General features: G+C 71.2%; 21 protein-coding genes. 15 read left to right on the top strand and 6 right to left on the bottom strand.

The genetic code is table 11. The features are described from left to right. Positions 1-13: 13 nt before the first annotated feature. The 4 genes from G448_RS16325 to G448_RS17120 all read left to right on the top strand — a co-directional run bounded on the left by G448_RS16325 (position 14) and on the right by G448_RS17120 (position 6,433). Positions 14-310, top strand: a complete 297-nt coding sequence (locus tag G448_RS16325) for a PH domain-containing protein (RefSeq protein ID WP_051268940.1) — start codon at positions 14-16, stop codon at positions 308-310. Beyond that, positions 307-558, top strand: coding sequence for a hypothetical protein (locus G448_RS0111135; RefSeq protein WP_026408046.1), 252 nt, complete (start codon positions 307-309; stop codon positions 556-558). Before G448_RS16325 ends, G448_RS0111135 begins: the two co-directional genes overlap by 4 nt. A gap of 149 nt (positions 559-707) precedes the next feature. Then, on the top strand, positions 708-2,630 hold the full coding sequence (gene typA / locus G448_RS0111130) for a translational GTPase TypA (RefSeq protein ID WP_026408045.1): 1,923 nt from the start codon (positions 708-710) through the stop codon (positions 2,628-2,630). A gap of 14 nt (positions 2,631-2,644) precedes the next feature. Beyond that, positions 2,645-6,433: a VanW family protein gene (locus tag G448_RS17120; protein WP_051268938.1), complete on the top strand. Its 3,789-nt coding sequence runs from the start codon at positions 2,645-2,647 to the stop codon at positions 6,431-6,433. Between the two features lie 540 nt (positions 6,434-6,973). On the opposite strand, the gene G448_RS17115 is transcribed toward G448_RS17120, so the two are convergent. After that, positions 6,974-7,648 (bottom strand): hypothetical protein, encoded by a 675-nt coding sequence (locus tag G448_RS17115; protein WP_026408044.1) that lies wholly within the window; start codon positions 7,646-7,648, stop codon positions 6,974-6,976. Positions 7,649-8,063: 415 nt separating this feature from the next. On the opposite strand from G448_RS17115, the gene G448_RS0111115 reads away from it, so the two are divergent. The 4 genes from G448_RS0111115 (at position 8,064) to G448_RS16310 (ending at position 11,876) form a co-directional block, all read left to right on the top strand. After that, the gene (locus G448_RS0111115; RefSeq protein WP_026408043.1) at positions 8,064-8,336 is read left to right on the top strand and encodes a hypothetical protein; all 273 of its coding nucleotides are present in this window, start codon (positions 8,064-8,066) and stop codon (positions 8,334-8,336) included. 242 nt (positions 8,337-8,578) lie between these two features. Then, positions 8,579-8,932 carry a ferredoxin gene (fdxA, locus tag G448_RS0111110; RefSeq protein ID WP_026408042.1) on the top strand — a complete coding sequence of 118 codons (354 nt, stop codon included), beginning with the start codon at positions 8,579-8,581 and terminating at the stop codon, positions 8,930-8,932. An 84-nt stretch (positions 8,933-9,016) separates the two neighbouring features. Continuing rightward, entirely contained in the window at positions 9,017-10,240 is a 1,224-nt protein-coding gene (gene dapC, locus G448_RS0111105; protein ID WP_026408041.1) for a succinyldiaminopimelate transaminase, read from the top strand. 247 nt (positions 10,241-10,487) lie between these two features. Further along, the gene (locus G448_RS16310) at positions 10,488-11,876 is read left to right on the top strand and encodes a citrate synthase (protein WP_084436663.1); all 1,389 of its coding nucleotides are present in this window, start codon (positions 10,488-10,490) and stop codon (positions 11,874-11,876) included. Positions 11,877-12,041: 165 nt separating this feature from the next. Here the strand turns inward: G448_RS16310 and G448_RS16305 are convergent, their stop codons facing one another. Then, positions 12,042-13,910 carry a GDSL-type esterase/lipase family protein gene (locus G448_RS16305; RefSeq protein ID WP_051268937.1) on the bottom strand — a complete coding sequence of 623 codons (1,869 nt, stop codon included), beginning with the start codon at positions 13,908-13,910 and terminating at the stop codon, positions 12,042-12,044. Between the two features lie 52 nt (positions 13,911-13,962). Continuing rightward, the gene (locus G448_RS18210) at positions 13,963-14,514 is read right to left on the bottom strand and encodes a hypothetical protein (protein WP_156911018.1); all 552 of its coding nucleotides are present in this window, start codon (positions 14,512-14,514) and stop codon (positions 13,963-13,965) included. Between the two features lie 119 nt (positions 14,515-14,633). On the opposite strand from G448_RS18210, the gene G448_RS0111085 reads away from it, so the two are divergent. Beyond that, on the top strand, positions 14,634-15,446 hold the full coding sequence (locus G448_RS0111085; RefSeq protein ID WP_026408039.1) for a class I SAM-dependent methyltransferase: 813 nt from the start codon (positions 14,634-14,636) through the stop codon (positions 15,444-15,446). A 139-nt stretch (positions 15,447-15,585) separates the two neighbouring features. Here G448_RS0111085 and dapD read toward each other — a convergent pair whose 3' ends face one another. Further along, the gene (gene dapD, locus G448_RS0111080) at positions 15,586-16,569 is read right to left on the bottom strand and encodes a 2,3,4,5-tetrahydropyridine-2,6-dicarboxylate N-succinyltransferase (RefSeq protein WP_026408038.1); all 984 of its coding nucleotides are present in this window, start codon (positions 16,567-16,569) and stop codon (positions 15,586-15,588) included. 229 nt (positions 16,570-16,798) lie between these two features. Then, complete coding sequence (locus G448_RS0111075) at positions 16,799-18,178, bottom strand: MFS transporter (protein ID WP_026408037.1); 1,380 nt, start codon at positions 18,176-18,178, stop codon at positions 16,799-16,801. Between the two features lie 165 nt (positions 18,179-18,343). Here G448_RS0111075 and G448_RS0111070 point away from each other — a divergent pair, with 165 nt between their 5' ends. The 3 genes from G448_RS0111070 to G448_RS0111060 all read left to right on the top strand — a co-directional run bounded on the left by G448_RS0111070 (position 18,344) and on the right by G448_RS0111060 (position 20,697). Continuing rightward, positions 18,344-19,039 carry an ArsR/SmtB family transcription factor gene (locus tag G448_RS0111070; protein ID WP_026408036.1) on the top strand — a complete coding sequence of 232 codons (696 nt, stop codon included), beginning with the start codon at positions 18,344-18,346 and terminating at the stop codon, positions 19,037-19,039. Positions 19,040-19,180: 141 nt separating this feature from the next. After that, positions 19,181-19,903, top strand: a complete 723-nt coding sequence (locus G448_RS0111065; protein WP_026408035.1) for a histidine phosphatase family protein — start codon at positions 19,181-19,183, stop codon at positions 19,901-19,903. Further along, positions 19,900-20,697, top strand: coding sequence for a hypothetical protein (locus G448_RS0111060; protein WP_026408034.1), 798 nt, complete (start codon positions 19,900-19,902; stop codon positions 20,695-20,697). Before G448_RS0111065 ends, G448_RS0111060 begins: the two co-directional genes overlap by 4 nt. 143 nt (positions 20,698-20,840) lie before the next feature. Here the strand turns inward: G448_RS0111060 and G448_RS19265 are convergent, their stop codons facing one another. Next, positions 20,841-20,966 carry a LuxR C-terminal-related transcriptional regulator gene (locus G448_RS19265; RefSeq protein WP_425393662.1) on the bottom strand — a complete coding sequence of 42 codons (126 nt, stop codon included), beginning with the start codon at positions 20,964-20,966 and terminating at the stop codon, positions 20,841-20,843. A 197-nt stretch (positions 20,967-21,163) separates the two neighbouring features. On the opposite strand from G448_RS19265, the gene G448_RS0111055 reads away from it, so the two are divergent. The 3 genes from G448_RS0111055 to G448_RS0111045 are packed head-to-tail and all read left to right on the top strand — an operon-like array spanning position 21,164 to position 24,812. Beyond that, positions 21,164-21,790 carry a TetR/AcrR family transcriptional regulator gene (locus G448_RS0111055; protein ID WP_026408033.1) on the top strand — a complete coding sequence of 209 codons (627 nt, stop codon included), beginning with the start codon at positions 21,164-21,166 and terminating at the stop codon, positions 21,788-21,790. Between the two features lie 9 nt (positions 21,791-21,799). Then, positions 21,800-23,044, top strand: coding sequence for an MFS transporter (locus G448_RS16300; RefSeq protein ID WP_245572299.1), 1,245 nt, complete (start codon positions 21,800-21,802; stop codon positions 23,042-23,044). Further along, complete coding sequence (locus G448_RS0111045) at positions 23,037-24,812, top strand: ABC-ATPase domain-containing protein (RefSeq protein ID WP_026408032.1); 1,776 nt, start codon at positions 23,037-23,039, stop codon at positions 24,810-24,812. The genes G448_RS16300 and G448_RS0111045 overlap by 8 nt, the downstream gene beginning before the upstream one ends. The last annotated feature ends 68 nt before the right edge of the window (positions 24,813-24,880 follow it).

The following is a 24,880-nucleotide window of genomic DNA, read 5'->3' as shown; positions in this document are numbered from 1 at the left end:
GGGAACGCTCGCCGTGGGAGCGGGAGTCGCCTGCGCGGTCGCCATGATCTGGTTGTCGGACGGCGTCGTCTACGGTCTTCGGGCCCTGGCCTGGGGCGGCCTGCTGCTTCTGGCGACGTGGGCCCTGTGGTGGGCGCCGCAGGTGCGTCTGGACGACGACGCGCTGACCGTGCGCAACGCGTGGCGCAGTCACCGCCTCGCCTGGGGGGACGTCGAGACCTGCCGCACCCGCTGGATCCTGGAGGTGGTGACCCGCGACGGGGCGACCGTCAGGGCCTCGGCGGCCCAGCGCACCGGCGGGAGCGGATGAGCAGACGACGGGGCGCGGGGACCGGCCCGGGGCCGGATTCCGAGGCGGCCGGTGATGGCCGCGCAGATGGGGACGACGTCGGCCGGGACACCGCGGGCTGCGACGCCGGGGGCGCTCGCCCCGCCGACGCCGCGGGTGGGAGCGTCACCCGCGACGGGAGAGTCCGATCCCGGCCCAACCCGGTCCCCGTCGTCGTCGGCTGCGGACTGCTTCTCCTGCTCGTCGTCGCCCAGATGATCGCGGTCTGAGATGCGGCGTGAGCGGGTGCACAGCGTCCGTGTCATCCCCGTCATGGCGACTGTTGGACGGTGCCGTTACCCTTACCCGCTGTGCGTCAGCGGCGGGCCCCGTGCCCCGTCCGCGCTCCGGCGCTCCTCGGACGGAAGAAGTACTCCATATGACTGTGCGCCAGGATCTGCGCAACGTCGCCATCGTCGCCCACGTCGACCACGGCAAGACGACTCTTGTCGACGCGATGCTGTGGGAGGCCGGGGCCTTCGGCGCCCGCGCGACCGAGGAGAACACGGGCGAGCGCGTCATGGACTCCGGCGAGCTCGAGCGCGAGAAGGGCATCACCATCCTCGCCAAGAACACCGCCGTTCACTACCGCGGTCCCGCCGCCGTGGCCGCCGGGCTTCCGGAGGGCATCACGATCAATGTCATCGACACCCCCGGGCACGCCGATTTCGGCGGTGAGGTCGAGCGCGGCCTGTCCATGGTCGACGGCGTCGTCCTGCTCGTGGACGCCTCGGAGGGGCCTCTTCCCCAGACCCGCTTCGTGCTGCGCAAGGCGCTCGCCGCCAATCTGCCGGTCATCCTCGTCGTCAACAAGGTGGACCGTCCCGACTCGCGCATCGGCGAGGTCGTCTCCGAGTCCTCCGACCTGCTCCTGTCCCTGGCGTCCGATCTCGCCGACGAGCACCCCGACATCGACCTGGACGCCGTCCTCGACCTCCCCGTCGTCTACGCCTCCGCCAAGGCCCGCCGTGCCGATACCGAGCAGCCCGCCGACGGCGAGCTGCCGGCCAGCCGGAATCTCGAACCGCTCTTCCGCACCATCATCGAGCGCATCCCCGGCCCCTCCTACGACGAGGACGCCCCTCTGCAGGCGCACGTCACCAACCTGGACGCCTCGCCCTTCCTCGGACGCCTCGCCCTCCTGCGCATCCGGGGCGGCACCCTGCGCAAGGGGCAGGCCGTGGCGTGGGCCCGCCATGACGGAACCCTGGCCACCGCCCGGGTCTCCGAGCTGCTCGTCACCGAGGGCCTTGATCGCAGGCCCGCCGAGGAGGCCCATGCGGGCGACATCGTCGCCGTCGCCGGCATCGAGGACATCACCATCGGCGAGTCCCTCGTCGATCCCGATGATCCGCGCCCACTGCCGCTCATCAAGGTCGATGACCCGGCCATCTCCATGACGATCGGCATCAACACCTCGCCGATGGCCGGCCGCACCAAGGGGGCCAAGGTCACCGCCCGCCAGGTCAAGGAGCGTCTGGACCGCGAGTTGATCGGCAACGTCTCCCTGCGCGTGCTGCCCGCCGGGCGCCCCGACGCCTGGGAGGTTCAAGGGCGCGGCGAGTTCGCGCTGGCGATCCTGGTGGAGCAGATGCGCCGCGAGGGTTTCGAGCTGACCGTCGGCAAGCCGCAGGTCGTCACCCGCACCATCGACGGCAGGCGTCATGAGCCGGTCGAGCGCACGACCATCGACGTCCCAGAGGACTACCTGGGCGCCGTCACCCAGCTCATGGCCGCGCGCAAGGGTCGTATGGAGACCATGATCAACCACGGCACCGGATGGATCCGCATGGAGTTCCTCGTCCCGGCGCGCGGTCTCATCGGTTTCCGCACCCGGTTCCTCACCGAGACCCGCGGCACCGGCATCGCCTCGTCCATCGCCGAGGGCTATGAGCCCTGGGCGGGACGGATCGTCGCCCGCACCACCGGCTCCCTCGTCTCCGACCGCGCCGGGGCCGTCACCGCCTACGCCCTCATCCGTCTGCAGGATCGCGGCACCTTCTTCGTCGAGCCCGGGCAGGAGACCTACGAGGGCCAGGTCGTCGGGGAGAACCCGCGCAACGAGGACATGGATGTCAATGTTGTGCGCGAGAAGCAGCAGACTAATATGCGTTCGTCCACCGCCGACTCCTTCGAGGGCCTCGTCCCGCCGCGCAGGCTCTCCCTGGAGGAGGCTCTCGAGTTCGCCTCCGATGACGAATGCGTCGAGGTGACCCCGGACGCCGTGCGCATCCGCAAGGTCATCCTCGATTCCCAGGAGCGGTTCAAGGATGCCGCTCGCCGCCGCCGTGCCAACGCCTGAGTAAGAATGCGATCATGACCGACGACGCCCCCACTCCCGATGGCGCCTCCCACGACGAGGACGCTGTGACCGCACCGCGGACGGCCGAGGCCCGCGCCTCCTCTCTGGAGGACATCGCCCACGTTCTCAGTGCCAGGACGCCGGACATCGCGGGCGATCCGCGTCCGGAACCGGAGGACGAGGATGCATCCGCCGCCGATTCCGACGAGGGGCCGGAGGTTGAGGCCGCCGAGGAGCCCGAGTCCGTATCGGTCGGGATGGACGATGCCGAGGACGGCCGCTCCGAGTCCGATGATGCCGAGGGCTCGGGGGTCGGGGGCGATGGGCCTGCCGGTGAGCCCGACGGCGGCGAGTCCGCGCCCGCGGATGCTGCGGCCGAGGAGTCGGCGGGGGCCGATGAGAGGGACGCCGAGATCGAGGAGTCGGCCGGGGCCGAGGAACCGGAGAGTGAGGCTGCCGAGGAGCATGCTGAGCCCGGGGCTGAGGAGCCGGAGGCGGCCGAGCGCCCGGGGGCCGGGGAGCCCGGTGAGGGCGCGGAGGTCGAGGCTGAGGTCCAGGAGCCCGGTGACGTCGAGGGGTCGGAGGCCGACGAGTCCGTTGAGGCGGAGTCGGTCGAGGCCGCGGAGTCGGCTGAGGCCGAGGGGCCGGAGGTTGAGGCCGCCGAGGAGCCCGAGTCCGTATCGGTCGGGATGGACGATGCCGAGGACGGCCGCTCCGAGTCCGATGATGCCGAGGGCTCGGGGGTCGGGGGCGATGGGCCTGCCGGTGAGCCCGACGGCGGCGAGTCCGCGCCCGCGGATGCTGCGGCCGAGGAGTCGGCGGGGGCCGATGAGAGGGACGCCGAGATCGAGGAGTCGGCCGGGGCCGAGGAACCGGAGAGTGAGGCTGCCGAGGAGCATGCTGAGCCCGGGGCTGAGGAGCCGGAGGCGGCCGAGCGCCCGGGGGCCGGGGAGCCCGGTGAGGGCGCGGAGGTCGAGGCTGAGGTCCAGGAGCCCGGTGACGTCGAGGGGTCGGAGGCCGACGAGTCCGTTGAGGCGGAGTCGGTCGAGGCCGCGGAGTCGGCTGAGGCCGAGGGGCCGGAGGTTGAGGCCGCCGAGGAGCCCGAGTCCGTATCGGTCGGGATGGACGATGCCGAGGACGGCCGCTCCGAGTCCGATGATGCCGAGGGCTCGGGGGTCGGGGGCGATGGGCCTGCCGGTGAGCCCGACGGCGGCGAGTCCGCGCCCGCGGATGCTGCGGCCGAGGAGTCGGCTGGGGCCGATGAGGCGGACGCCGAGGTCGCGGAGTCAGCGGGGGCCGAGGAGCATGCTGAGCCCGGGGCTGAGGAGCCGGAGGCGGCCGAGCGCCCGGGGACTGAGGAGCCCGGTGACGTCGAGGGGTCGGAGGCCGACGAGTCCGTTGACGCGGAGTCGGTCGAGACCGAAGAGCCGGAGGTGGAGGCGGCCGATGGGGCCGCGCCCGCGGATGCCGAGGTCGACGAGGCTGGGGCCGATGAGGTGAAGGCCGAGGCTGAGGAATCGGGGGTTGAGAGGTCGGAGGCTGGCGGGACGGACGCCGAGGCGGAGGAACCGGGGACGGAAACCGGGAGCGAGGAGCTGGAGGCCGACGAGGCCGACGCGAGTCGTCAAGCCCAGTCCACGCAGGACGAGACGGCCGGGGACGTCGTCCCCGAGCCGACGGGTGCTGTGACGACCCCTGTTGACGAGACCCTCGCTGCCATGTCGGCGCTCACGCCCGCTGAGCCGGCCCCGTCCATTGAAGCTCTCGGGTCCGCTCGTGAGGCCCAATCCGCCGAGGCGGAGTCCGGTGAGACCGATCTCGTGCGCACGGCCGATACCGTGCGCACGGCCGATACCGCTGACAGCGCATCCGAGGATGCTCCCGTTACCGCCGCAGGCTCCGCTTCCGATACGGTCGAGGCGGCACTCGCCAGGAGCAAGGACGCTCTCGCCAGGGCCACGACGGCGGTGACGACGCTCCTGCGCGGTCACAGGCCGAGTCGTGGTGTCCTCGCCTGCATCGTCGGCCTGGGCCTGCTCGTCGTGGTCTGGGGAGGCGCCGTCGTCGCCACCACCCAGCACGTCTTCGCCGGATCCACGGTCTCCGGCGTCGACGTCGGGGATACGAGCCCCGACGAGGCCCGTCGGCTCGTGGCCGATCAGATCGGCTCCGCACTCGCGCGTCCTGTCGTCGTCGCCGTCAACGACTCCTCCGACACGCTCGTACCGGCCGACTCCGGCGTGGCCGTTGACGCCGATGCCAGCGTTGATCGGCTGACCGGCCCCACTATCAACCCCGTGACGCTCATCAAGCGTCTGAGCGGCACCGACGTGGACGCCGTCACCACTGTCGACTCCGCGGAGCTCACTGCCGCCCTCAATGCCCGGCTCGATACGCTCGCCACGGGGACCGCCGACGCCGTCGTCACCATCGAGGGCACGACCCCCGTCGTGACTCCGGGCTCCGACGGCACGGGTCTTGACGTCGAGGCCTCCGTGAAGGCGCTGAGCTCCGGTTGGCCCCTGGGGAAGGAGTCGATCTCCCTGGTGGGGGGCACCGCGAAACCCGCCATCACCGACGAGGACGCGCGGGCGTTCGTCGACGCCGTGCTCACGCCCATGCTGTCCGACGACATCACCATCACCGCCTCCGGCACGGACGTCGAGCGGGTCGCTACCGGCAAGCAGCTCGTCCTGACTCCGAACCGGCTCGCCGACGTGATCTCCGTCTCGACCGCTGACGGCGCGCTCTCCGTCGACTTCGACTCTCAACGGCTTCACGACGACGTCATCCGCGCCATGGGCCCGATCGAGACCCAGGCGGTCAACGCGGGTTGGACGATCGATGGCTCCGCGACCGGCGCCGCCGGAGCCAGGCCCCGATACGTGTCCCCGTCGCCCGGCCAGGGCATCGACATGGACTCCCTCACCCAGCAGCTCCTCGACGCGGGTACCACAGGGTCGTCCTCCGCGGCCCGCACCATCGTCATCCCCATGATGGTCACTCAGCCGGAGATCGTCACCGCTGAGGCGGACTGGGGCGTCGTCGAGGTCACCGGGGAGTTCTCCACCCCCTTCAACTCGGAACCCGGTCGCGATCAGAACCTCATTCGCGGCGCCGAGCAGATGAACGGTCAGATCGTCATGCCCGGGGAGACCTTCTCCGTCGAGGAGGCGCTCGGCCCGGTCGACTACGAGCACGGCTTCACCGACGCCGGCGTCATCTCCAACGGCCAGCACGTCGACGCGCTGGGCGGCGGCCTGTCCCAGATCGGCACCACCATGTTCAACGTCGGCTTCGAAGCAGGCATGGACGACATCGAGCACCACCCCCACTCCTACTACTTCAGCCGGTATCCGGCGGGGCGCGAGGCGACGCTGTGGACCGGGCAGAAGGATGTCAAGTTCGCCAACTCCACACCCTATGCGGCGCTCATCCAGGCGTGGGTCGCCGACGGCGAGGTCCACGCCCGCATCTGGTCCACCCACTACTACGACGTCTCCATCACCAGCTCCGAGCGCTACAACTATCGGCCCGTCCAGACGATCACCCGTCCGGCCGGGGCGGGATGCCAGTCGTACTCCGGAGGGAGCGCGGGCTTCGACATCACCGTCACCCGCACCCGCACGGCCCCCGACAAGACTCCGCCCGACGACGTCCTGACCACCACGTACGACGCGGACAACAACATCGAGTGCGGGGGGACGACCAAGCCCGCTCACTCGGTCCAGCCGGGCCCCTCGACGACGATCCCGGACGCGGATGCCCGGGACGTGGCGGACACGGGGTCGGTCGGCACCTGATGATCAGCCACTGGACGACACAGATTCCATTATCATAACATTTTGATTTCATCACCATATCGGCAGGCGTGGCCGTTCGCGTCCTACTACGCTTGTCGGGGCGATGGAGCATCGTTGTCCCCTTCCTATGAGGAGAACGCATATGACTGTGACGACGCCGGACCGTTCCGTCGTTCTCAATACGTCGGGCCTTCCTGCGGAGGAGGGATCCGCCCGGCGTCATGCGCCCGCCGAGGCCGACCCGCAGGGGCGTCATCGCGCGTCCGCCCCAATGGAGGGCGGGACGGGGCATCATGCCGGCTCACCGGTCGCACCCGCCTCCGAGGCCGGCTTCCAGTCCTACTCCATGTTCTCCGGGTCCCGCCCGGCGAACGCCGTTCCGGTCTATCGCAGTGCCACCGGTCACGGCGCGGGAGCCCGGCCCGGGGCGACGGGCGCCGGCGGCTCGTCGACGCCGCGCAGGGAGCCCGCTCGCGCTCCCCGGAGAACTCCTTCCCCGGGCAGGGTCGTGCGCCCGGCCGCGGTCAAGGGCCCCGGATCTCAACGGCCGTCCGCCGCCCCCGACAGGGCCACGACCTCCTCGACGCCGCAGGCGCGCCCGGTCGCCCCCCGGTCCGGGGCCAGCGGGGCGTCGTCCACCGGGAGTCCCGCGCCCGATCCGCGGCCCGCGACCCAGCCCCGCCCCGCTGCGGCACGGCCCGCGACCCCGCCCCCGGGGGGAACCGCTCCCGCCGCATCGCCGACCGCGCCCGGGGGGGCACGTGTATCCGCCACCGAGGCGGAGCTCAGCGCCCTGCTTCTCGGCGGGGCGCCGACCCACCCCATCGGTACGGGGCCGTCGACGCGGACGGGGTCCCGGAGGGGGACCGGCGCATCGGACGCGAGCTCGGCATCAGCGCGTTCCGGGGATTCCATCGTGGCGCGTCCCGGGGATCCGAGGGCCGGCACGCCGGACGGCTCCCGTGCCTCGGCCCCGGCGGCCCCCGCTTCCCGACCGGCCCCCGCTGCCGCCCCCGGTGGGCGCGCGCGGTCCGCGGCGCCGTCCGCGCGGTCCTCGGGAATGGCTCCGACCGGGGCGTCCGCAACCTCAGCGGCCTCCGCCGCCTCGACGACCGGCGGGTTCCCGACGCAGTCGCCCGCTCCGGCGTCCGGCGCCGCGCGTCGTCGTCCTGTCTTCGCGCCGGGCACCCCCTCGGCGTCGTCGGCCGGGACCACTGGTCCTGTCGGTATCCTCCCTTCGCCGGCCTCGGCGGGCGCCTCCGAGAGCAGCGCGACCCTGTACCGGGTGGTCGTCGCCGACCAGCAGGTGGCTGTGACGGCTGCTCATGAGACGTCGGGCGCGGCTCGTCCGGCGTCCCCGGCCCGGGCATCGGCAGCGCCGGCCCGGGCATCGGCGCAGTCCGCGCCCGCTGCGTCTGCGTCTGCGTCTGCTGCGCATGCCGTTCCGGCCGCATCGGCTGCGCCTGCGGCCCCCGCCGCTCCGCGGCCCGCGTCCGCACGATCCGCACCGGCGGGGTCCGTGCCGACGGAACCCGTCTCACGACCCGCGACGTCTCCTCGCGCAGCCTCCGGGACGGCCTCGGACGCTCGTGGCCGCGAGGTGTGGTCGACGGAGGAGGGGCTCACATGGGTGGCGCTCTCCGGGGGCCCGCAGACCCATCCGGGGACTCGTCGGCACACGACCGCGGACGGCGGTGCGAAGCGGCGGGGGATTCCGACGGCGCTGAAGGTGCTCGCAGTCGTCGTCGCCGTGCTGCTGGTCGTACTGGCGGCCGCGATCTGGGGTCTGCCCATGCTGCTCGGTCCGGACTTCTCGCTGTCGCGCATCCTCGGCTCGCTCCTCGGTCAGTCCTCAGCGGTGGGCACGGCTTCCACTGCGGGCTTGCCGGGCTCCCTGGCCTAGCGAGTCGCTGGAGGGGCGATGCGCGGGGCGCGGGGTGCGGCGCTCCGGCCGGGTCGTGTCCCCGGCCCGGACAGTGCCGACGCGGATTTAGTCTTCTCCCCATGACGAAATGAGCGGTGCGCACGCTCGTGCGCAGGCCCACGCTCCGGTCCTCTTGGGCGGGGTGGGGCGGCGAGGCAATATTGTTGCCGTGGTTGCGTCGCCGTCCGCACGACGCCTTCCAGGAGAAGAGGAATCCACTCATGACTTACGTCATCGCTCAGCCATGTGTCGACGTCAAGGATCGTGCGTGTGTGGACGAGTGCCCGGTCGATTGCATCTATGAAGGCGAACGGACCCTGTACATCAACGCGGATGAGTGCGTTGACTGCGGCGCCTGCGAGCCCGTGTGCCCCACCGAGGCGATCTTCTACGAGGACGACGTCCCCGATGAGTGGGAGGACTACACGCGCGCCAATATCGATTTCTTCGACCTCAAGGGATTGGGCTCTCCCGGCGGCGCGCAGAGAACCGGTCCTCAGCCCTACGACGACCCGATGATCGCCGCCCTGCCTCCGCAGAACGACGAGTGGAAGGCCGAGAACGGATACGAGTAGGGCCGGTCGGTCCGGTTCCGGGTCCGCTGCGGCGGCGTCGCCTCGATCCGACGCGGTGCGGCGGCGTGGGGGAGAATCGGGCGCGTGACTGATTCGCCCTCCGCCCCTCGCCCCCTCCTGCCCCGCGCCTCCGCTCTGCCCGACTTCCCCTGGGACTCCCTGCGGCCCTACCGCGCCGTCGCCGCCGCGCATCCGGACGGCGTCGTGGATCTCGCCATCGGCACTCCCGTGGACGACTCGCCCGACGTCGCCCGCGCCGCCCTGACCGCGGCCTCCAACGCGCCCGGCTATCCCGCCACCATCGGGACTCCCGCCGTCCGCGAGGCCATCATCGGCTGGATGGAGCGTCGCCGCGGGGTGCGAGACCTGAGCGACGACGCCGTCATCCCCACCATCGGCTCCAAGGAGTCGGTCGCTCTCCTGCCGCTGCAGCTCGGCGCCGGGCCCGGTGACGTCGTCGTCCACCCGCGCGCCGCCTACCCCACGTACGACGTCGGGGCCCGCCTGGCCGGTGCCGCGCCCGTGCCCGTCGATACCGACGCCGATCCCGATTCCTGGGAGCTGCCCGCCGGTCCCGACGGCGCCCCCGCGGTGCCGGTCATCGTGTGGCTCAACAGCCCCGGCAACCCCGACGGCCACGTCCTGGGAGTCGAGCAGCTGGCGCGCATCGTCGCGTGGGCCCGGCGGCGGGGCGCCGTCGTCATCGCCGACGAGTGCTACGCCGAGCTCGGCTGGGCGGAGCCGTGGGCCTCCGAGGGCGTGCCGAGCCTGCTGGACGCGCGCGCGGCCGGCCGCACCGGCGGCACGACCGATCTGACCGGGCTCATCGCCCTGTACTCCCTGTCCAAGCAGTCGAATCTGGCCGGCTACCGGGCCGCCTTCCTGGCCGGTGACCCCGAGCTCGTCAAGGCGGTGACCGAGGTGCGCAAGCACTCCGGCCTGCTCGTGCCCGCCCCGGTTCAGGCGGCCATGGCCGCCGCGCTCGGCGACGACCCCCATGTGGCGGCCCAGCGCGAGACCTACCGCAGGCGTCGTGAGGCGCTTCTGGGGGCCACGTCCGCCGCGGGCCTGGTCAACGACCCGGCCTCGGTCGCCGGCCTCTACCTGTGGCTGTCGGGACCGGCCTCCATGAGCGCCCTGGACCTGGTGGGGGCCTTCGCCGAGCTCGGGATCGTCGTCGCTCCGGGAGACTTCTACGGCGAGGCGGGCGCCGGCCGGGTGCGCATGAGCCTGACCGGTACCGACGAGCACGTGGCCGCCGCCTGCGAGCGGCTGCGCTCCTCCCGGGCCCGGGACCTCTTCTCCTGATTCTCCCGAGCGGGACGAGCCGGAGCTGATGGCCGCGGCCGATCACGGCCGACCACGGTCCCATCCACCGGCTCGGGTGCCCGTCATCGGGCGCGGCACGTCGGTGCGCGTCGGGCCGGCACCGGCCGCCGCCCCGGGCGAGCAGCCCGTAGAGTGGCCCGAGGAACGGGACCGCGACCGGCCCGCGATCGGCCCGCGGTGGGCTAGGGTGCGTCAGCGCCGACGTCGTCAGTCCTTAGGAGGCACCATGACCGACACGACCATCGATCCCAACGACCTGGACGTCCCGGGTGCGCTCTCCGTCGGGGGAGCGAACCTGGAGCTGCCCCGCATACACGCCACCGAGGGGTCCGATGGCCTGGGCGTCGGCCGGCTGCTCGGCTCCACCGGGATGGTGGCCCTCGACCCCGGCTACACCAACACCGCCTCGTGCACCTCGGACATCACCTACATCGACGGCGGGGCCGGCATCCTGCGCTATCGCGGCTACCCGATCGCCGAGCTCGCCAAGTCCTCCACCTTCCTCGAGGTCGCCTACCTGCTCATCAACGGCGAGCTGCCCGACGCCAAGACCTTCGAGCGCTTCGAGCGCCGCATCGGCCGCCACCGCCTCCTTCATGAGGACTTCCGCAGCTTCTTCACCTCCTTCCCCTCCTCCGGCCATCCCATGGCGATCCTCCAGGCGGGCGTCGCCGGCCTGGCCACCTACTACGAGGACACCCTCAACCCGCACGATCCCTACGAGCGCGAGCTCGCCACCGTGCTGCTCCTGAGCAAGGTGCCGACGATGATCTCCTACATCGCCCGTCGTGCCATCGGTCTGCCGCTGCTCTACCCGGACTCCAAGCGCGGCTACGTCGAGGACTTCCTCAACATGACCTTCGGCATGCCCGATCAGAGCTACGAGATCGACCCGGCCGTCATCCGGGCGCTGGACATGCTGCTCATCCTGCACGCCGACCACGAGCAGAACTGCTCGACCTCCACCGTGCGCCTGGTCGGCTCGTCGGACGCCAATATGTACGCCTCGGTGGCCGCGGGCGTGGGGGCGCTGTCGGGTCCGCTGCACGGCGGCGCGAACGAGGCCGTCCTGCGCATGCTCGACACCATTCAGGCCGAGGGCATGACGACGACCGAGTTCGTCCGCAAGGTCAAGAACAAGGAGGACGGGGTCCGGCTCATGGGGTTCGGCCACCGCGTCTACAAGAACTACGACCCGCGTGCCGCGATCGTCAAGGAGACCGCCCACGACGTGCTCAGCCGGTTGGGCAGCGAGGACGGCGACCGCAAGCTCGAGATCGCCATGGAGCTGGAGGCGGTCGCGCTGTCCGACGAGTACTTCGTCTCCCGCAGCCTCTACCCGAACGTCGACTTCTACACGGGTCTGATCTACCAGGCGATGGGCTTCCCCACGAAGATGTTCACGCCGCTGTTCGCCCTGGGGCGCCTGCCGGGCTGGATCGCCCAGTACCGCGAGATGATCTCCGATCCCGCCAAGCGCATCGGCCGTCCGCGCCAGGTCTACACCGGTGAGATCGAGCGGCACTACATCGCCATGCGTCGTCGCAAGCGCGCCGCCGAGTACCCCGGCACCCGCATGGGCGAGACGAGCCTGGACCACATCACCAAGGTCTGAGGGCCGGAGGGCGGCGGAGGGCGTCTGCCTGGCGGCGGGTGGTGAGGCCCGCCGGTCGTGGGCGGACGGCGGGCCCCACCGGTGCGGCGCGGCCCGCCGTCCGCGCTCACCGGGCGAGCACGAGGAAGTGCGCTGGCCCTGAGACCAGGGCCCCGCCGCTCGCGCTCACCGGGCGAGCACGCGGTCCCGGGCGCGGAGCGCGACCCCGCAGCAGACGACCACGAGCGCCGCGATCGCGGGTAGAGCCGGTGAGCCCGCCCCCGTGCTGGGCAGGTTCCCCCTCGACGACGGCGATGCCGATGGTGCTGAGGATGCGGACCATGCTGACGGCGCCGGTGATGCTGCGGCCTGCGGTCCGACGAGCGCGGCGTCGGGAGCCGGGGCGCCGGAGGCGGGGGCGGCGGAGGGGCCGGCCGGGAACTCGGGCTCGCCCGATGCGGCCGTCGACGGCGCGGGCGCGGCGCTCGGGGAGGGCGCGGGCGCGGCGGGGTCGTCCGGGCAGTTCTCGCCGATGACGCACACGCCCGGCTTGTCCTCGGTCGGGTATCCGGGGTCGGGGTCGCACTCGTCGCCGAGGCCGTCCCCGTCGTAGTCTGTCTGCCCGTAGTTGTAGGTGTCAGGGCAGTTGTCCTGGGCGCGCGGGGTGATGTCTCCGTCGTCGGTGATATCGACCCGCGTGGTCCCGACGGCGCTCCGGCCGTCGGCCTGGGTGACGCGCACCCCGATGGCGCCGCCGTAGAGGTCGTTGAAGGCGTGCTCCGTCAGCGGTCCGGACGAGGTCTCCTCGTAGACGCCGTCGCCGTCGAAGTCCCACTCGTACCGGGTGATCTCACCGGACGAGGCATGGGAGGCGCGGGCGTCGATGGTCAGGGTCGCACCCGCCCGGGCGACGTAGGGGCCCTGGATCCAGGCGAAGGGCTCGTCGGCGGCGCTGGTGCTCGTTGTGCTCGCCGCCGCGACCACCGCCCGGGTGACGTCGCCAGTGGCGACGTCGCCGTGCGCGGGGGCCGCGGCGCCGGCGGCGGCGTTGCCGGCGTTCCCGTTCGGCTCGCCATCGGCCTGGGCGGAGACGGGGACTCCCACCTTGTCCTCTATCAGACGGGCGATCTGCTCGTGGCCGATCATGTTGGGGTGGTAGAACTCGCTGGCGTCCGCGCTGAACGAGGAGGTCGTCTTGCCGTCGTCCCCCAGTCTTCCCCTGGTCTCCAGGAACTCGTTGATCCACCGGTAGTCGTTGCGCGCGGTGACCGACGGGTCCGGTTCGTGGCCGTCGAAGGCGTTGATGACGCCGTCGATGTAGGTGACCTTGAGGCCGGGGTGGGCGGCGTTCCAGTCGTTGACGAGGTCGGACTGCATCTGCCTGGACGCGTCGCTGAGCCCTCGCACCCCGGCGCCGGCGTCGTAGGAGAAGGTTCCCCAGAAGTTCTTGAGCACGTACTCGCGGTCCGTGGCGAGACGAGGGTAGCCGACCAGGACCACCTGGGCGCCGTCCGGCAGCTTGTCGTCGATCCTCTGCAGAATGTTCTGGGTGGACTGCCTGACGTCGCTCATCCCGGTGCTGGCCGCATCGACCTTCTCCTTGCAGGTCGCGGCATCGCGCATCCCCAGCATGAAGCACTGCTTGACGATGTCGGCGAACCCGACGTCGTTGCCGCCGATGGTGAACATCGCCACGTCCGTGTCCGCGGGCATGCTCTCGATCTGACCCGTCCTGCCGTCGGCCCCCAGCAGGTCGTCGGTGACGCTTCCGCTGTGCGCGAGGTTGGTGAGAGTGGCGCTGACGTTCTGCTCGTTCAGCCAGTCCACGTAGTGGTGCGCCCAGCTGTTGCGACTGCGGTAGGCGCCCTTGTCGTCTCCGTAGTAGTCGCCGGCGCCGTTGCCGGCCGAGTAGGAGTCGCCGAGAAGGGTCACGTTGATACTGCCGTGGGCCTCGACGGCCGCGGCGGGGGGCGCGGACAGGAACGGGCAGGATGGCAGGAGGAGTGCCATGATCAGCAGGATCGTGGGTGCCGAGCGGGCGACGCGATGCGTCATCGGAGTGCCTTTCAGGGATTGCAGGGAGTCGGGCGGTCGAAGGGACGTGGGGTCAGGAATAGGTGAGCGAGATCCTCACCGTGCGGTGGAAGGCGCTGTCCGATTCGTAGGTGTCCTCCTGGGAGATCAGTAGGCCCAGCGGGGCCTGGAGGCCCGGGGCGCTGCGAGAGGCCGCCCACAGGGTTGGCAGGGAGTAGTCGCCCGTGCTCCAGCCGTTGCCGCGGGCGTGATCGATGAACTCGCCCATGAGCGTCTCGGGCGCGGTGGCCTCGTCCCGGAACCAGTTGCGCACCCACAGGGTCGTCTTCTTGGAGAAGAGCCCCGGCGGGGACGACTCGTCACTGTAGACGGCGCGGTGCCCGAGAATGGTGTTGGCTCCCATGGGATCGTCGTGCAGGGCGCTCAGCGCCCTGGCCGCGACGGCACGCGGTCCCCCCGGGCGGTAGCGCCAGAGCGCCCCGCCCCCTACTGCCGTGCCGGTGAGAGCGAGGGCCGAGATGAGAAGACGACGGCGCGCTACGCGGCCCGTGCGATGAGGCGCGGGCTGGGCGAGGTCCTGCGACCCGGAGTCAGGGCTCGGGGCCGATAGAGTGACAGGGATCATTGCAGGTGACTTTAGGTCCATTGCGTCACGATGGCAAGTGCTCGTGCCACCGGGGTCGTCGGGCCCGGCGTGCCGAGACGCCCCTCCGCGCCGCGATGCGCCCAGGTTAGGCTTGCTTCATGAGCGAGAAGCCCGCCTCCGACGTCCCCCTTCCATACGCCGACCGCCCGGTCGCCACGGCTCCAGGCCACTGGGTCCTGGCCCGCGCCGGCAAGCGCGTCCTTCGTCCCGGCGGAGCCGCCCTGACCGCCGACATGCTCGCCCACGCCGGGCTCGCCGGCGCCGACGTCGTCGAGATGGCCCCCGGCCTGGGGCGCACCGCCGCCGAGATCGTCGCCGCCGATCCCGCCTCCTACACCGCCATCGACCGCGACCCGCAGGCGGCGGCCAGGGTGGCCGCCGTCGTCGGGGATCGCGGCACCGTCCGTCAGGGGGAGGCCGCCGAGACCGGTCTGCCCGACGCCGGCGCGGACGTCGTCGTCGGCGAGGCCATGCTCACCATGCAGGGGGACAAGGGAAAGGCCGCCATCGTCTCCGAGGCCGCTCGCGTTCTGCGGCCGGGGGGCCGCTACGCGATTCACGAGCTCGGCGTCGCTCCCGATGACATCGACGAGGAGTACTACACGCAGCTGCGTCGCGACCTCGCCCGCGCCATCCACGTCAACGCCCGCCCCATGACCGCCGCCGCCTGGCGCGCCCTCATGGAGGACGCGGGGCTGGAGGTGGACTGGGTCGGCACCGCGCCCATGGCGCTGCTCAAGATGAGCCGCAACCTGCGCGATGAGGGCCTGGGCGGCTCGATGAGGATGGTCCGCAACATCCTGGGAGACAAGGAACTGCGCGCTCGGATCCGCCAGATGCGCTCCGTGTTCGCCCGCTACGAGAAGGACATGGTGGGCATCGCCCTCGTCGCCCGCAAGCCCGAGGACTGATCGCCCGGTCCGACGGCTGGCGCGGACGATCGTCGTCGGACCCGGCTCCGCCGAAGCGGCTCGGCCGGGCGGACGAGCGCGGAGCCGGACCGATCTCGGTGCGGAACTGAACCGATCTCGGCGAGGGGGGCGGGGCGCGCTACTGGTTGGCGTGCAGGACGCTGTTGAGCTCGATGCCCTTGCCCCCGCGAGCCAGGGCTTCCACGGCGCCGGACTGCGAGTTGCGGCGGAAGAGTACGTTCGACGCGCCCGCCAGCTCGCGGGCCGGGACCACGCGCGGCTCTCTGAAGAGACCATGGGAGCCGGGAACCACGCCTCCGGAGGGGAGCACCGACAGCTTGGTGCCTGCGGTCAGGTACAGGCCCGCCTCGACGACGCAGTCGTCGCCCAGCGGAATGCCCAGGCCCGAGTTCGCGCCCAGCAGGCATCGCTCGCCCAGCGCCACGCGCTGGCGGCCCCCGCCCGAGAGCATTCCCATCGTCGAGGCGCCACCGCCGACGTCGGAGCCGTCGCCGATCACGACCCCCTGGGAGACCCTCCCCTCGACCATCGAGTGGCCCAGCGTGCCGGCGTTGTAGTTGACGAAGCCGGCGTGCATGATCGTCGTCCCCGCGGACAGGTAGGCGCCCAGGCGGACGTTGGCCGCGTTGCCGATGCGCACGCCCGAGGGCAGGACGTAGTCGGTCATGCGCGGGAACTTGTCGATCGAGTTCACCTGGACCGCGTGGCCGAGCTTGTTTCGCAGGCGGGTGCGCGTGGTCTCGAAGTCCTCGGCGGCGCAGGGACCGGCGGAGGTCCACACGACGTTGGGCAGACGGGAGAAGACGCCGTCCAGGTTGACCGTGTTGGGCAGGGCCAGGCGGTGGGACAGCACGTGGAGGCGCAGGTAGGCGCCCGCCACGGTCTTCGGGGCGTCATCCAGGTCCGCCCAGGTGCGCACCACGGTGGTGTGGACCCCGCGCGCGGCGTCCCTGCTCTCCATGGCGGACAGCGTGGCGAGCAGATCGGCGTCGCCGTCGGCGGGCTCGTCGCCCAGGAGCGGTCTCGGGTACCAGACGTCGAGGGTGTTGCCGTCGTCGGTCACGGTAGCCAGGCCGAGACCCCATGCTCTGCGAGTCGTCATGGCATCCAACCATACGGGAACCCGCCCCGACGCGCCGGGCCGCCCGGCATCCGGGCGGGGAGGTGCGAGGGCTCCCCGCCCGGGCGCCGGCGGGTCCCGCCGGATCCCGCCGCTGCGCCACCGGGCCGTCGCCGGACCCGACCCTCCAGCCGTTGGGGCGCCCCGCGCTCATCCCGCCGCGCGCTCGGTCCCCTCCGATTCATCCGGCGAGTCATCCGGCGCCCCGCGCTCACCCCGCCGCGCGGCCACGGCCGTCTGCGATGAGCACGCCGATGACGGGGACCGCGGCGACGAGGAATACGACGGACGCGGCGCCGACCGCGCGATGGAACCCGGCGAGGAGCGCGTCGGCGGTGATCATCGCTCCCAGGGCCGCCACCCCGACGGCGCTTCCGGTCTGGCGGGCCGCATTGATGACGCCGCCGGCCAGACCGGCGTACGCGGGCGGCGCCGAGACCACCGCGGCCGACGTCGCCGCGGGCATGGCGAAGGCCATGCCGAAACCGCCGATGAAGGTCGCGGTGGCGGTCATCGGGTACGGGGTGCCGTCCGCGACCGCGATGAGGCCCCCGAAACCCGCTGCGCCTGCGAGGAGACCGATCAGCATGGTGGGGAATGCTCCGATGCGCGCCGTGCAGCGCCCCCCGAGCGGGGAGGCGATGACCGCGCTGCAGGCCTGCGGGGCGAGCGCGAGGCCGGCGTGCCAGGGCGTGTATCCCAGATATTCCTGGAAGAACAGGGAGAGGACGAACAGCTGACCGAAGAAGCTGGTGTTCAGTGCGAAGCCGACGATCATCGCGACCGTGAATCGTCGTTCCCCGAACAGGGGCATGGGGAGCATCGGGTCGTCGGCGCGGTTCTCGATGGCGACGAAGCAGGCGAGCATGATCGCACCTCCGAGGGCGGCCGCGATCGATGAGCCATCCCAGTCGCTCTCGCCGCCGGCGATGATTCCGTAGGTGAGTGCGGCCAGGGCCGAGGCGGAGAGGGCCTGCCCCGGCGGATCGATCGCGCGCTCGCGCCGGACGACCGATACGGGAAGGGAACGGAGGGCGAGCCGGTATGCGAGAATGACGATGGGGATGTTGACCCAGAATACGGCGCGCCATCCGATCCAGGAGACCAGCGCGCCCCCGAGCACCGGACCCGCGGCGGCGGCGACTCCGCCCGCCCCTCCCCACAGGCCGATTGCGCGTGACCTCGTGCCCGGGTCCCTGTAGATCGCGGCGAGTGAGGCCAGGGAGCCCGGGACGATGGCGGAGGCCCCCAGCCCCTGGAGCGCCCGTGCCGCTATCAGCGCCCCGCCCGTGGGGGCGAGCGCGCACACGGCCGAGAACGCGCCGAACAGGATGAGGCCGACCATGTAGACGGTCCGGGCTCCCAGCCGGTCGCATGCCGCTCCCGAACTGAGCAGGAAGGCCGCGAATGCGAGTGTGTAGCCGTCGACGACCCATTGCAGGGACGTCACCGGAGCCGCCAGGTCCGTTCCCATGTCGGCGAGCGCCACATTGACGATGGTGATATCGAGCATGACGGCGAAGAATCCGAGGAGAACCGCGACGAGCGCTCCGCGCCGGTGCGGTGCGGACGCGGCGGGCTCAGCACTCATAGCGTTCATGGCAGTGATACCTCGTCCTCTCGCCACTGGGGTCGATCCGCCCTCCCGCGTGGATGCTGAAGATGCTGCGGATGCCACGGGCGGCACGGCTGGGCTCACGGTAGTGCCGCTTCTGCTCGGTGGTCGCCGAACGATCATGGCGCTAGCCTCCGAGGCGTGACGACTCGTGCATTTCCGGAGGCGGTCCCGGATATCACGACCATTGCGGCCGCCCTCGCGGATCCTTCGAGGGCGGCCATGTGCGCTGCGCTGATGGATGGTCGCGCGTGGACGGTCGGGGAGCTCGGCGCATACGCCGGGCTGGCGCGATCGACCGCCAGCGAGCACGTCAGCACCCTGGTCGAACGGGGCGTCGCCGTCGATGTGCGGCAGGGGCGCCACCGCTACGTCACCCTCGCGGGCGAGGAGATCGCCCGAGCGATCGAGAGCCTGGGCGCGGTGTCCAGGAGAACCCTGCCCACTCCGCCGAGCCTCAGCGCGTGGACGGCCAATAAACGCTTGCTGGAGGGGCGCACCTGCTACAGGCATCTCGCCGGCCGCCTCGGCGTCGATCTCGCCGACCGGCTCCGGGATCGCGGTCTCGTCGGTCGCGACTGGCAGCTGACGCGGAGCGGGAAGGGGCTCGTGACGGGTTGGGGCCCGCTCCAGGATGATGAGGGGCTCGCGGTTCCGTGCATGGACTCCACCGAGCGCCGCGTCCACCTGGCCGGCCCGCTGGGCACGGCCATCCTCCGGATCCTCTTCGCCCGCGGATGGGTCGAACGGCTCGGGTCCACCCGCGCGGTGCGCCTCACCCCGGCGGGCAGGGCCGCCCTCGACGACGCCGGCCTCGGCCTCGGAGCGGGCGACTGATCCCCCGATGACCCATGTCCGTCTCCCTGCGACCCGGGGCGGAGCGCTCCGGGTGACCCGGCCCGGGCCGCGAGGGCGCCCGACCCTCCCGACACCGGCCGACTCCGGCGGATCGTCTCGCGGGCGTGCGAGAATCACGCCATGGCGCGCACGACGATCCACCTCATGAGGCACGGCGAGGTCCACAACCCCGAGGGCATTCTGTACGGGCGCCTGCCCGGCTACCACCTCTCCGAGCTGGGTCTGCAGATGGCCGTGCAGGTCGCCGACGTGCTGTCCGCCTCCGGCCACGACATCGCCGCGGTCATCACCTCCCCGCTGGAGAGGGCGCGCGAGACCGGTGCGCCGACCGCCACGGCCTTCGACCTGACGCCGATGACCGACGCGCGCCTCATCGAGGCCGGGAACCACTTCGAGGGCGTGCCCGTCAATCGCAACCGGTGGGTCCTGGCGCATCCCGACCACTGGCGCTACTACCTCAACCCCCTGCGGCCGAGCTGGGGCGAGCCCTACGCCGAGCTCGTCGCCCGCGTGAGCGCCGCCGTGCGCGACGCCATCGACCTGGCCGAGGGCCATGAGGCGCTGCTCGTCTCCCATCAGCTGCCCGTGTGGGCGACGCGCCTGTGGCTCGAGGGCCGCCCCCTGGCCCACGACCCCCGTCGCCGTCAGTGCTCGCTGGCGTCGTTGACCTCGCTCACCTTCGACTCGCGCACGCTGGTCGGGCTGTCCTACTGGGAGCCGGCCGGCGACCTCCTGCGTCGCGCCGAGGACATGGTTCCCGGAACCTCCGCGGCGGCCGAGGCGCTGGGGCGGGGACCCGAGCCGGCCCGCGGCGCGGACGCCCCGGCGGGGACGACGGCGTGACCCTGAGCCCCCTGTCGGGGCGGGGCGGGCAGGACGGACCCGACGACGGCGCCCCGGGCGGGCTCGTCCCCGTCGGACCCGCCGGCCTGACGGTGCCGAGCGGGTCGCGCCCCGCGCCGCGGCGCCCGTGGACGGGCCAGGACTTCGTGTGGTGGAACACCGCCGCCGTCCTGAGCGCCCTGCGCAACGGGCGCCGCCCCAACCCCGTCTCGCCCGTCGTCGACCCGGTGCGCCGTGCCTTCGCGGCCGACGAGGTCATGCTCGCCACCTGCGACGCCGAGCTGCTCGTGTGGCGCCGCGGGGACGCCGTCTACAACCCGTCGCGCGGCTTCTTCCTGGCCGGCGGCCCCGTCGGGCTGGCGCTGACCGCCGCCTTCTTCGGCGGACAGGCCTACCTCAACTCGCGTCGCAGGAAGGCGGCCGAGGCGGACGCCGTCGAGCGCTGGCGCCACCTCGCCGACGCCCGTCTGACCGTGTCCACCCACGGGATCTACCTGGGCACGGGGGAGGGCATCATGCCGATCGCCTTCCGCGATGTGCAGGAGGCCCAGCTCACCGGCACCGGCGAGATCGTCATGGCGGCCGCCAACGCCGGCGGCTCGGCGCGCTGGAAGCTGCGCGGGCAGTGGGCCGAGCTCGTGCTGGTGCTGTGGTCCTTCCGCTACCTGCCCGAGCACCCGCAGGTCGTGGGTCGCACGTGGCTGCCCGATGACTGGTTCGTCCACGCCGCCGCGCACGGGTACGACGTCGATACCTCCACCTGGCCGCGCGTCAACCCGCGCGCTCCGGGCTGATATGGATAGTCGTGGTCGAATTTCTGGAACGACAAGACTCGGTTCTATACGTCTATTAATGCCAATTCTGCAGCAAGCCATCGCATTCTGATCTGAATCGGACTTGTCTCCCTTATCTATGTCAACATCTATGTCAACTATTCTTATTTGGAAAGATGATTGACGAACCGCGCGGCCACTTCTGAGCGCGAGCAGACATGAAGTTTGGCGAACAATCGTCGAACGTAGGTCTCTATAGTTCGTTCACTTAAGCCGAGCCTCGCCGCAATCTCACGCCCCGCACCGATTATTCCAGGCGAAGCGGCACCTTCGCCCCGTCTTCACCACCTCGACGATGAAAACTCGAGGCTGACCTGGCGACTTTCCAGGATCAGGGCGCGGCCGTGAGTCTGTCGCGTGAGTAACGTCATATTCCTGAGTGGCGGGGGTCGTGTCGATCACTTAACATACATGTTAGCATGCATATATGAAACGAACGGCCGAGGACGCGGCCAAGACCCGCGTCGCGCTGCTGGAGGCGGCGCTGAAGTCCTTCGAGGAGAAGGGGTGGCGGGGGGCAACGTTCGAGCATGTCGCCGAGCGAGCAGGTGTGACACGAGGTGCGCTGCACCATCACTTCCGCAGCAAGCGGGCTCTGCTCGTGGAGGCGCTTGAGTGGGGCTGGTCCGATTACGAGCAGCGCTTGTTCGCGGATCTCGGTGGCGACGACGTCGAAGCCGGTACGGAAGACGAGATCGGCGACCGTCCGAACCGGGACATTGAGGAACTACTGCTGCGTTTTGTGCGGCTGGTGACCGGCGACCCGAGATTTCGGGCCCTGACGTCGACGACGGTGCTCATCGCGCCGCAGGCGCTCGGGGATCGCTCCGGGAAGGACGATGCGCTCGACGGCTGGCGCGGGCGCATCGAGACGATGATCGCCCGCCGCGGCGGGGACGGGACCCGTCTCGCGCCGGCCGATGCCGCTGGCCTCGTTCTCATCGTGCTCCAGGGGTTCACCGTCGCCGCGGTGACCCGACCGAAAGACATTCCGCAACCCGACGAGCTCGGCACCGCGATCACGGCGCTGGTGAGGGGGTTGCTCGAGACCTGAAGGAACCACATGACCATCGATATGACCAATAACGCGACCGGCGGCGTCTCGCGCTCCGCGAGCGTGACTGCCGGCCGTGCGACCGCCGTCGCCGGAGCAATACTTTTCACCGATATGTTGTTGCAGGGCCTGGCGATCCCTGTGCTTCCGCTGCTGCCCTCCGTGGTGAGACAGGGGGCGGCGGCGACTGGCGTGCTCTTCGCCTCCTATGCTGTCGCAATGGTGATCGCCACCCTCTTCGCCGGTCGTATGGTCGACCGGCGTGGAGCCAAAGGACTGCTTGTCACCGGACTGATCGTCCTTGCCGTCGCAACCCTCCTGTTCGCCACCGGGGGCCCGTATTGGCTGCTGTTGACGGCCCGTTTCGTGCAGGGCATCGCTGGCGGGATCGCATGGGTCGCGGCCCTGTCCCTGATCGCAGCAACAACCGGATTCAACGAGCGGGGCCAGATGATGGGCATCGCCATGTCGACCGTGACCCTGGGCGTGCTCGTCGGCCCGCCCCTGGCTGGTTTCCTGGTCGATGCCCTGGGACCCGCCTCCCCGTTCCTCGTGGCCACGGCTGTGACGGTCATTGACCTTGTTTTGCTGCTGAGCCTGATCCCGGGCTCGCCCCGGCAGGTCGACGACACCGCGGGTCCCTTCACGGTGCTGCGCGTGCCGGGATCCGTGTCCATTGTGATCGCCATCGCCATCGGCGCGGCGGTGATTGCCGCGGTGCAGCCGGTTCTGCCCGGCCATCTCGGTGCGCAGGCCTCCAGCACCATGATCGGGGTTCTGTTCGGGATCGCGGCGCTGGTGAGCATTATCGCCAACCCGATCGCAGGACGCTTCGTGGCGTCGGTGAGTCCTCGCCTGCTCATCGGCATCGGAGTGATCGCCGTGGTGGCGGCGCTTCTCATGCTCGGCTGGTCGTCCGGAGTCTGGCAGGCCGGGGTCGGCATGGGTCTGCTCGGCCTATCGTCGGCGATGCTGCTCGCCCCGGCCACCACGTTGATCAGCGAGCAGGGATTCAAGTCGAGCCCGCCCACGTTGGGCGGCTCCTTCGCCCTGTACAACCTCGCCTACGCCGCAGGCCTGGCCATCGGACCGCTGCTGACGGGCTTCGGCGTGCAGCAGACCGGGTTCGCCACGGCGATGGTGATCGCCGCCGTCGTGCTCGCCGCTCTTGGCGGCGGCGCCCTGACGCGCCTGCCCGGCCGGGCCGCCGAGCGCGCTTCCGCCACCGCTCGCGGAGACGGCGCCCATGCGTGACGCGGCGACGCTCAGGCGCACCCTCGCCCGGATCGACGGGCGGGGGTACGCCTCGTACAAGCAACTGGTGGGCGACTGGCGGCTCGGTGCATTCCGGCTCGCCATCGACCACGTCCAGGTCGATCCCTACGCGCCGCCATCGCGGATGCGCATGATCGTGGATCCGCATACCGCGGGTCTGCCCGCTGATCTCACCGATGACGCGGTGGGGAGAACGGCCGCAGCCGACTTCCTGACACGCGGCTTCGCCCGCGTCGCGCACCGGCTCGTCCCGAAGCCGACCGGCACCGGCAACAGCGGGCTCGTGACCATCGGCCGGCCGGGCCAGGAAGTGCTCGAACGTACCAGCGCCGTCATCGCCGCGGACCGGATCGAGGCGCGTATCGACGTGGGGCTTCCCGCATCCGGTCGCAGGGTGCGCGGGCACCGGGCCGCGGAGCTCCTGGTGGATCTCCTGCCGCGCATTGCCGAGGCCTCTTTACTGCACGCGAACCTCGACCGGAGCGCCCTGCGCGAGCACGTCACCCTGCTGCGCGATCAGGAGCATGTCCGCGCCCTTCTGCCCGACCGGGGACTGGTCGCACTCGTCGGCGACGGGGCCGTTCTGCCCCGTCGCGCCGGCGACTGCGACCTTCCTCTCGCCGGTGACGCCGCTGTGCCGTTCGCGAGCCCGGACAACCTGCGAGTCGCCTTCGACCTGCCCAGCGGCCGGCGGGTCACGGGGATGGGGGTGCCCGAAGGGGTAACCGTGATCGTCGGCGGCGGGTACCACGGCAAATCGACTCTGCTGCGCGCGATGGAGCGCGGCGTCTACCCCCATATCGCAGGAGACGGCCGCGAATGGGTCATCACCCGATCGGATGCGGTGACCGTGCGGGCGGAGGACGGTCGCGCCGTCACCGGAGTGGACATCTCCCCGTTCATCATGGACCTGCCCTCCGGCACCGACACACGATCATTCACGACGACCAACGCCAGCGGATCCACCTCCCAGGCCGCGAACCTCGTTGAGGCCATCGATGCCGACGCATCGGTTCTGCTCATCGACGAGGACACGTCGGCCACCAACTTCATGATCCGGGACGCGGGCATGCGCGCCCTGATACCCGCCGACCAGGAGCCCATCACCCCGTTCGTCGATCGCATCCGCCCCCTGCTCACCGATCTCGGAGTCTCAACGATCCTCGTCGCCGGCGGCTCCGGGGCCTTCTTCGACGTCGCCGACCACGTCATCGCCGTCAACCACTACACGGTGCGCGACGCCACCGACGACGCGCACCGGGTCACCGGGAGGAGCCGCGACGACGGCGGAAGCCGCCGTGGCGCGCCCCGGGGACGGGTCTTCGGTCATGTCCGTGCTCGGCGGATCCCCGATCCGCGGGCCTTCCCCCGGGTCGGCAGGAGGAAGCCCGCCAAACCGCGCGGAACCACCATTCAGTTCGCGGGCGACACTATCGACCTCGGCGCGGTGCAGCAGCTCGTCGATCCGGCGCAGACGGAGGCCCTCTCGCGGGCCCTCGACCGGGTTGCCGAGTTGGTGGACGGGCGGAGGTCCTTGGATGATCTGGTGCGCGACATCATGGGGCGTATCGAGGCCCGAGGGCTGGACTGGCTGTCCCCGTATGCGGGTCATCCCGGGAATCTGGCGAGGCCGAGGAGCCATGAGTTGCGCGCCGCGATCAACAGGTACCGTCGGCTCGGGCTCCTGCTGAATTCGCAGGAGCCTGCGAAACCCGGGAGTCCGCAGGAGTCCGTGAAGTCATCGTGACCGACGACGACGGACGGGGCGACGGGCGAGGCTCGACCGGGATCGCTTGCGCCGCCCGGTCCGAGCCG

It is taken from the genome of Actinomyces gerencseriae DSM 6844 (assembly GCF_000429265.1).
GTDB classification, from domain to species: Bacteria; Actinomycetota; Actinomycetes; order Actinomycetales; family Actinomycetaceae; genus Actinomyces; species Actinomyces gerencseriae.
The sequence above is the reverse complement of the archived record's forward strand: the minus strand, read 5'-3'. Positions and strand labels throughout refer to the sequence as shown.

Excerpts from the sequence above, each read along its gene's own strand:
- G448_RS18210 (WP_156911018.1), bottom strand. The coding sequence starts at position 14,514 with ATGATCCCTGTCACTCTATCGGCCCCGAGCCCTGACTCCGGGTCGCAG.
- G448_RS16300 (WP_245572299.1), top strand. The coding sequence starts at position 21,800 with ATGACCATCGATATGACCAATAACGCGACCGGCGGCGTCTCGCGCTCC.
- G448_RS0111135 (WP_026408046.1), top strand. The coding sequence starts at position 307 with ATGAGCAGACGACGGGGCGCGGGGACCGGCCCGGGGCCGGATTCCGAG.
- G448_RS17120 (WP_051268938.1), top strand. The coding sequence starts at position 2,645 with ATGACCGACGACGCCCCCACTCCCGATGGCGCCTCCCACGACGAGGAC.
- G448_RS0111075 (WP_026408037.1), bottom strand. The coding sequence starts at position 18,178 with ATGAGTGCTGAGCCCGCCGCGTCCGCACCGCACCGGCGCGGAGCGCTC.
- G448_RS0111055 (WP_026408033.1), top strand. The coding sequence starts at position 21,164 with ATGAAACGAACGGCCGAGGACGCGGCCAAGACCCGCGTCGCGCTGCTG.
- dapD (WP_026408038.1), bottom strand. The coding sequence starts at position 16,569 with ATGACGACTCGCAGAGCATGGGGTCTCGGCCTGGCTACCGTGACCGAC.
- G448_RS16310 (WP_084436663.1), top strand. The coding sequence starts at position 10,488 with ATGACCGACACGACCATCGATCCCAACGACCTGGACGTCCCGGGTGCG.
- G448_RS16305 (WP_051268937.1), bottom strand. The coding sequence starts at position 13,910 with ATGACGCATCGCGTCGCCCGCTCGGCACCCACGATCCTGCTGATCATG.
- fdxA (WP_026408042.1), top strand. The coding sequence starts at position 8,579 with ATGACTTACGTCATCGCTCAGCCATGTGTCGACGTCAAGGATCGTGCG.
- typA (WP_026408045.1), top strand. The coding sequence starts at position 708 with ATGACTGTGCGCCAGGATCTGCGCAACGTCGCCATCGTCGCCCACGTC.
- G448_RS0111045 (WP_026408032.1), top strand. The coding sequence starts at position 23,037 with ATGCGTGACGCGGCGACGCTCAGGCGCACCCTCGCCCGGATCGACGGG.
- G448_RS0111085 (WP_026408039.1), top strand. The coding sequence starts at position 14,634 with ATGAGCGAGAAGCCCGCCTCCGACGTCCCCCTTCCATACGCCGACCGC.
- G448_RS0111065 (WP_026408035.1), top strand. The coding sequence starts at position 19,181 with ATGGCGCGCACGACGATCCACCTCATGAGGCACGGCGAGGTCCACAAC.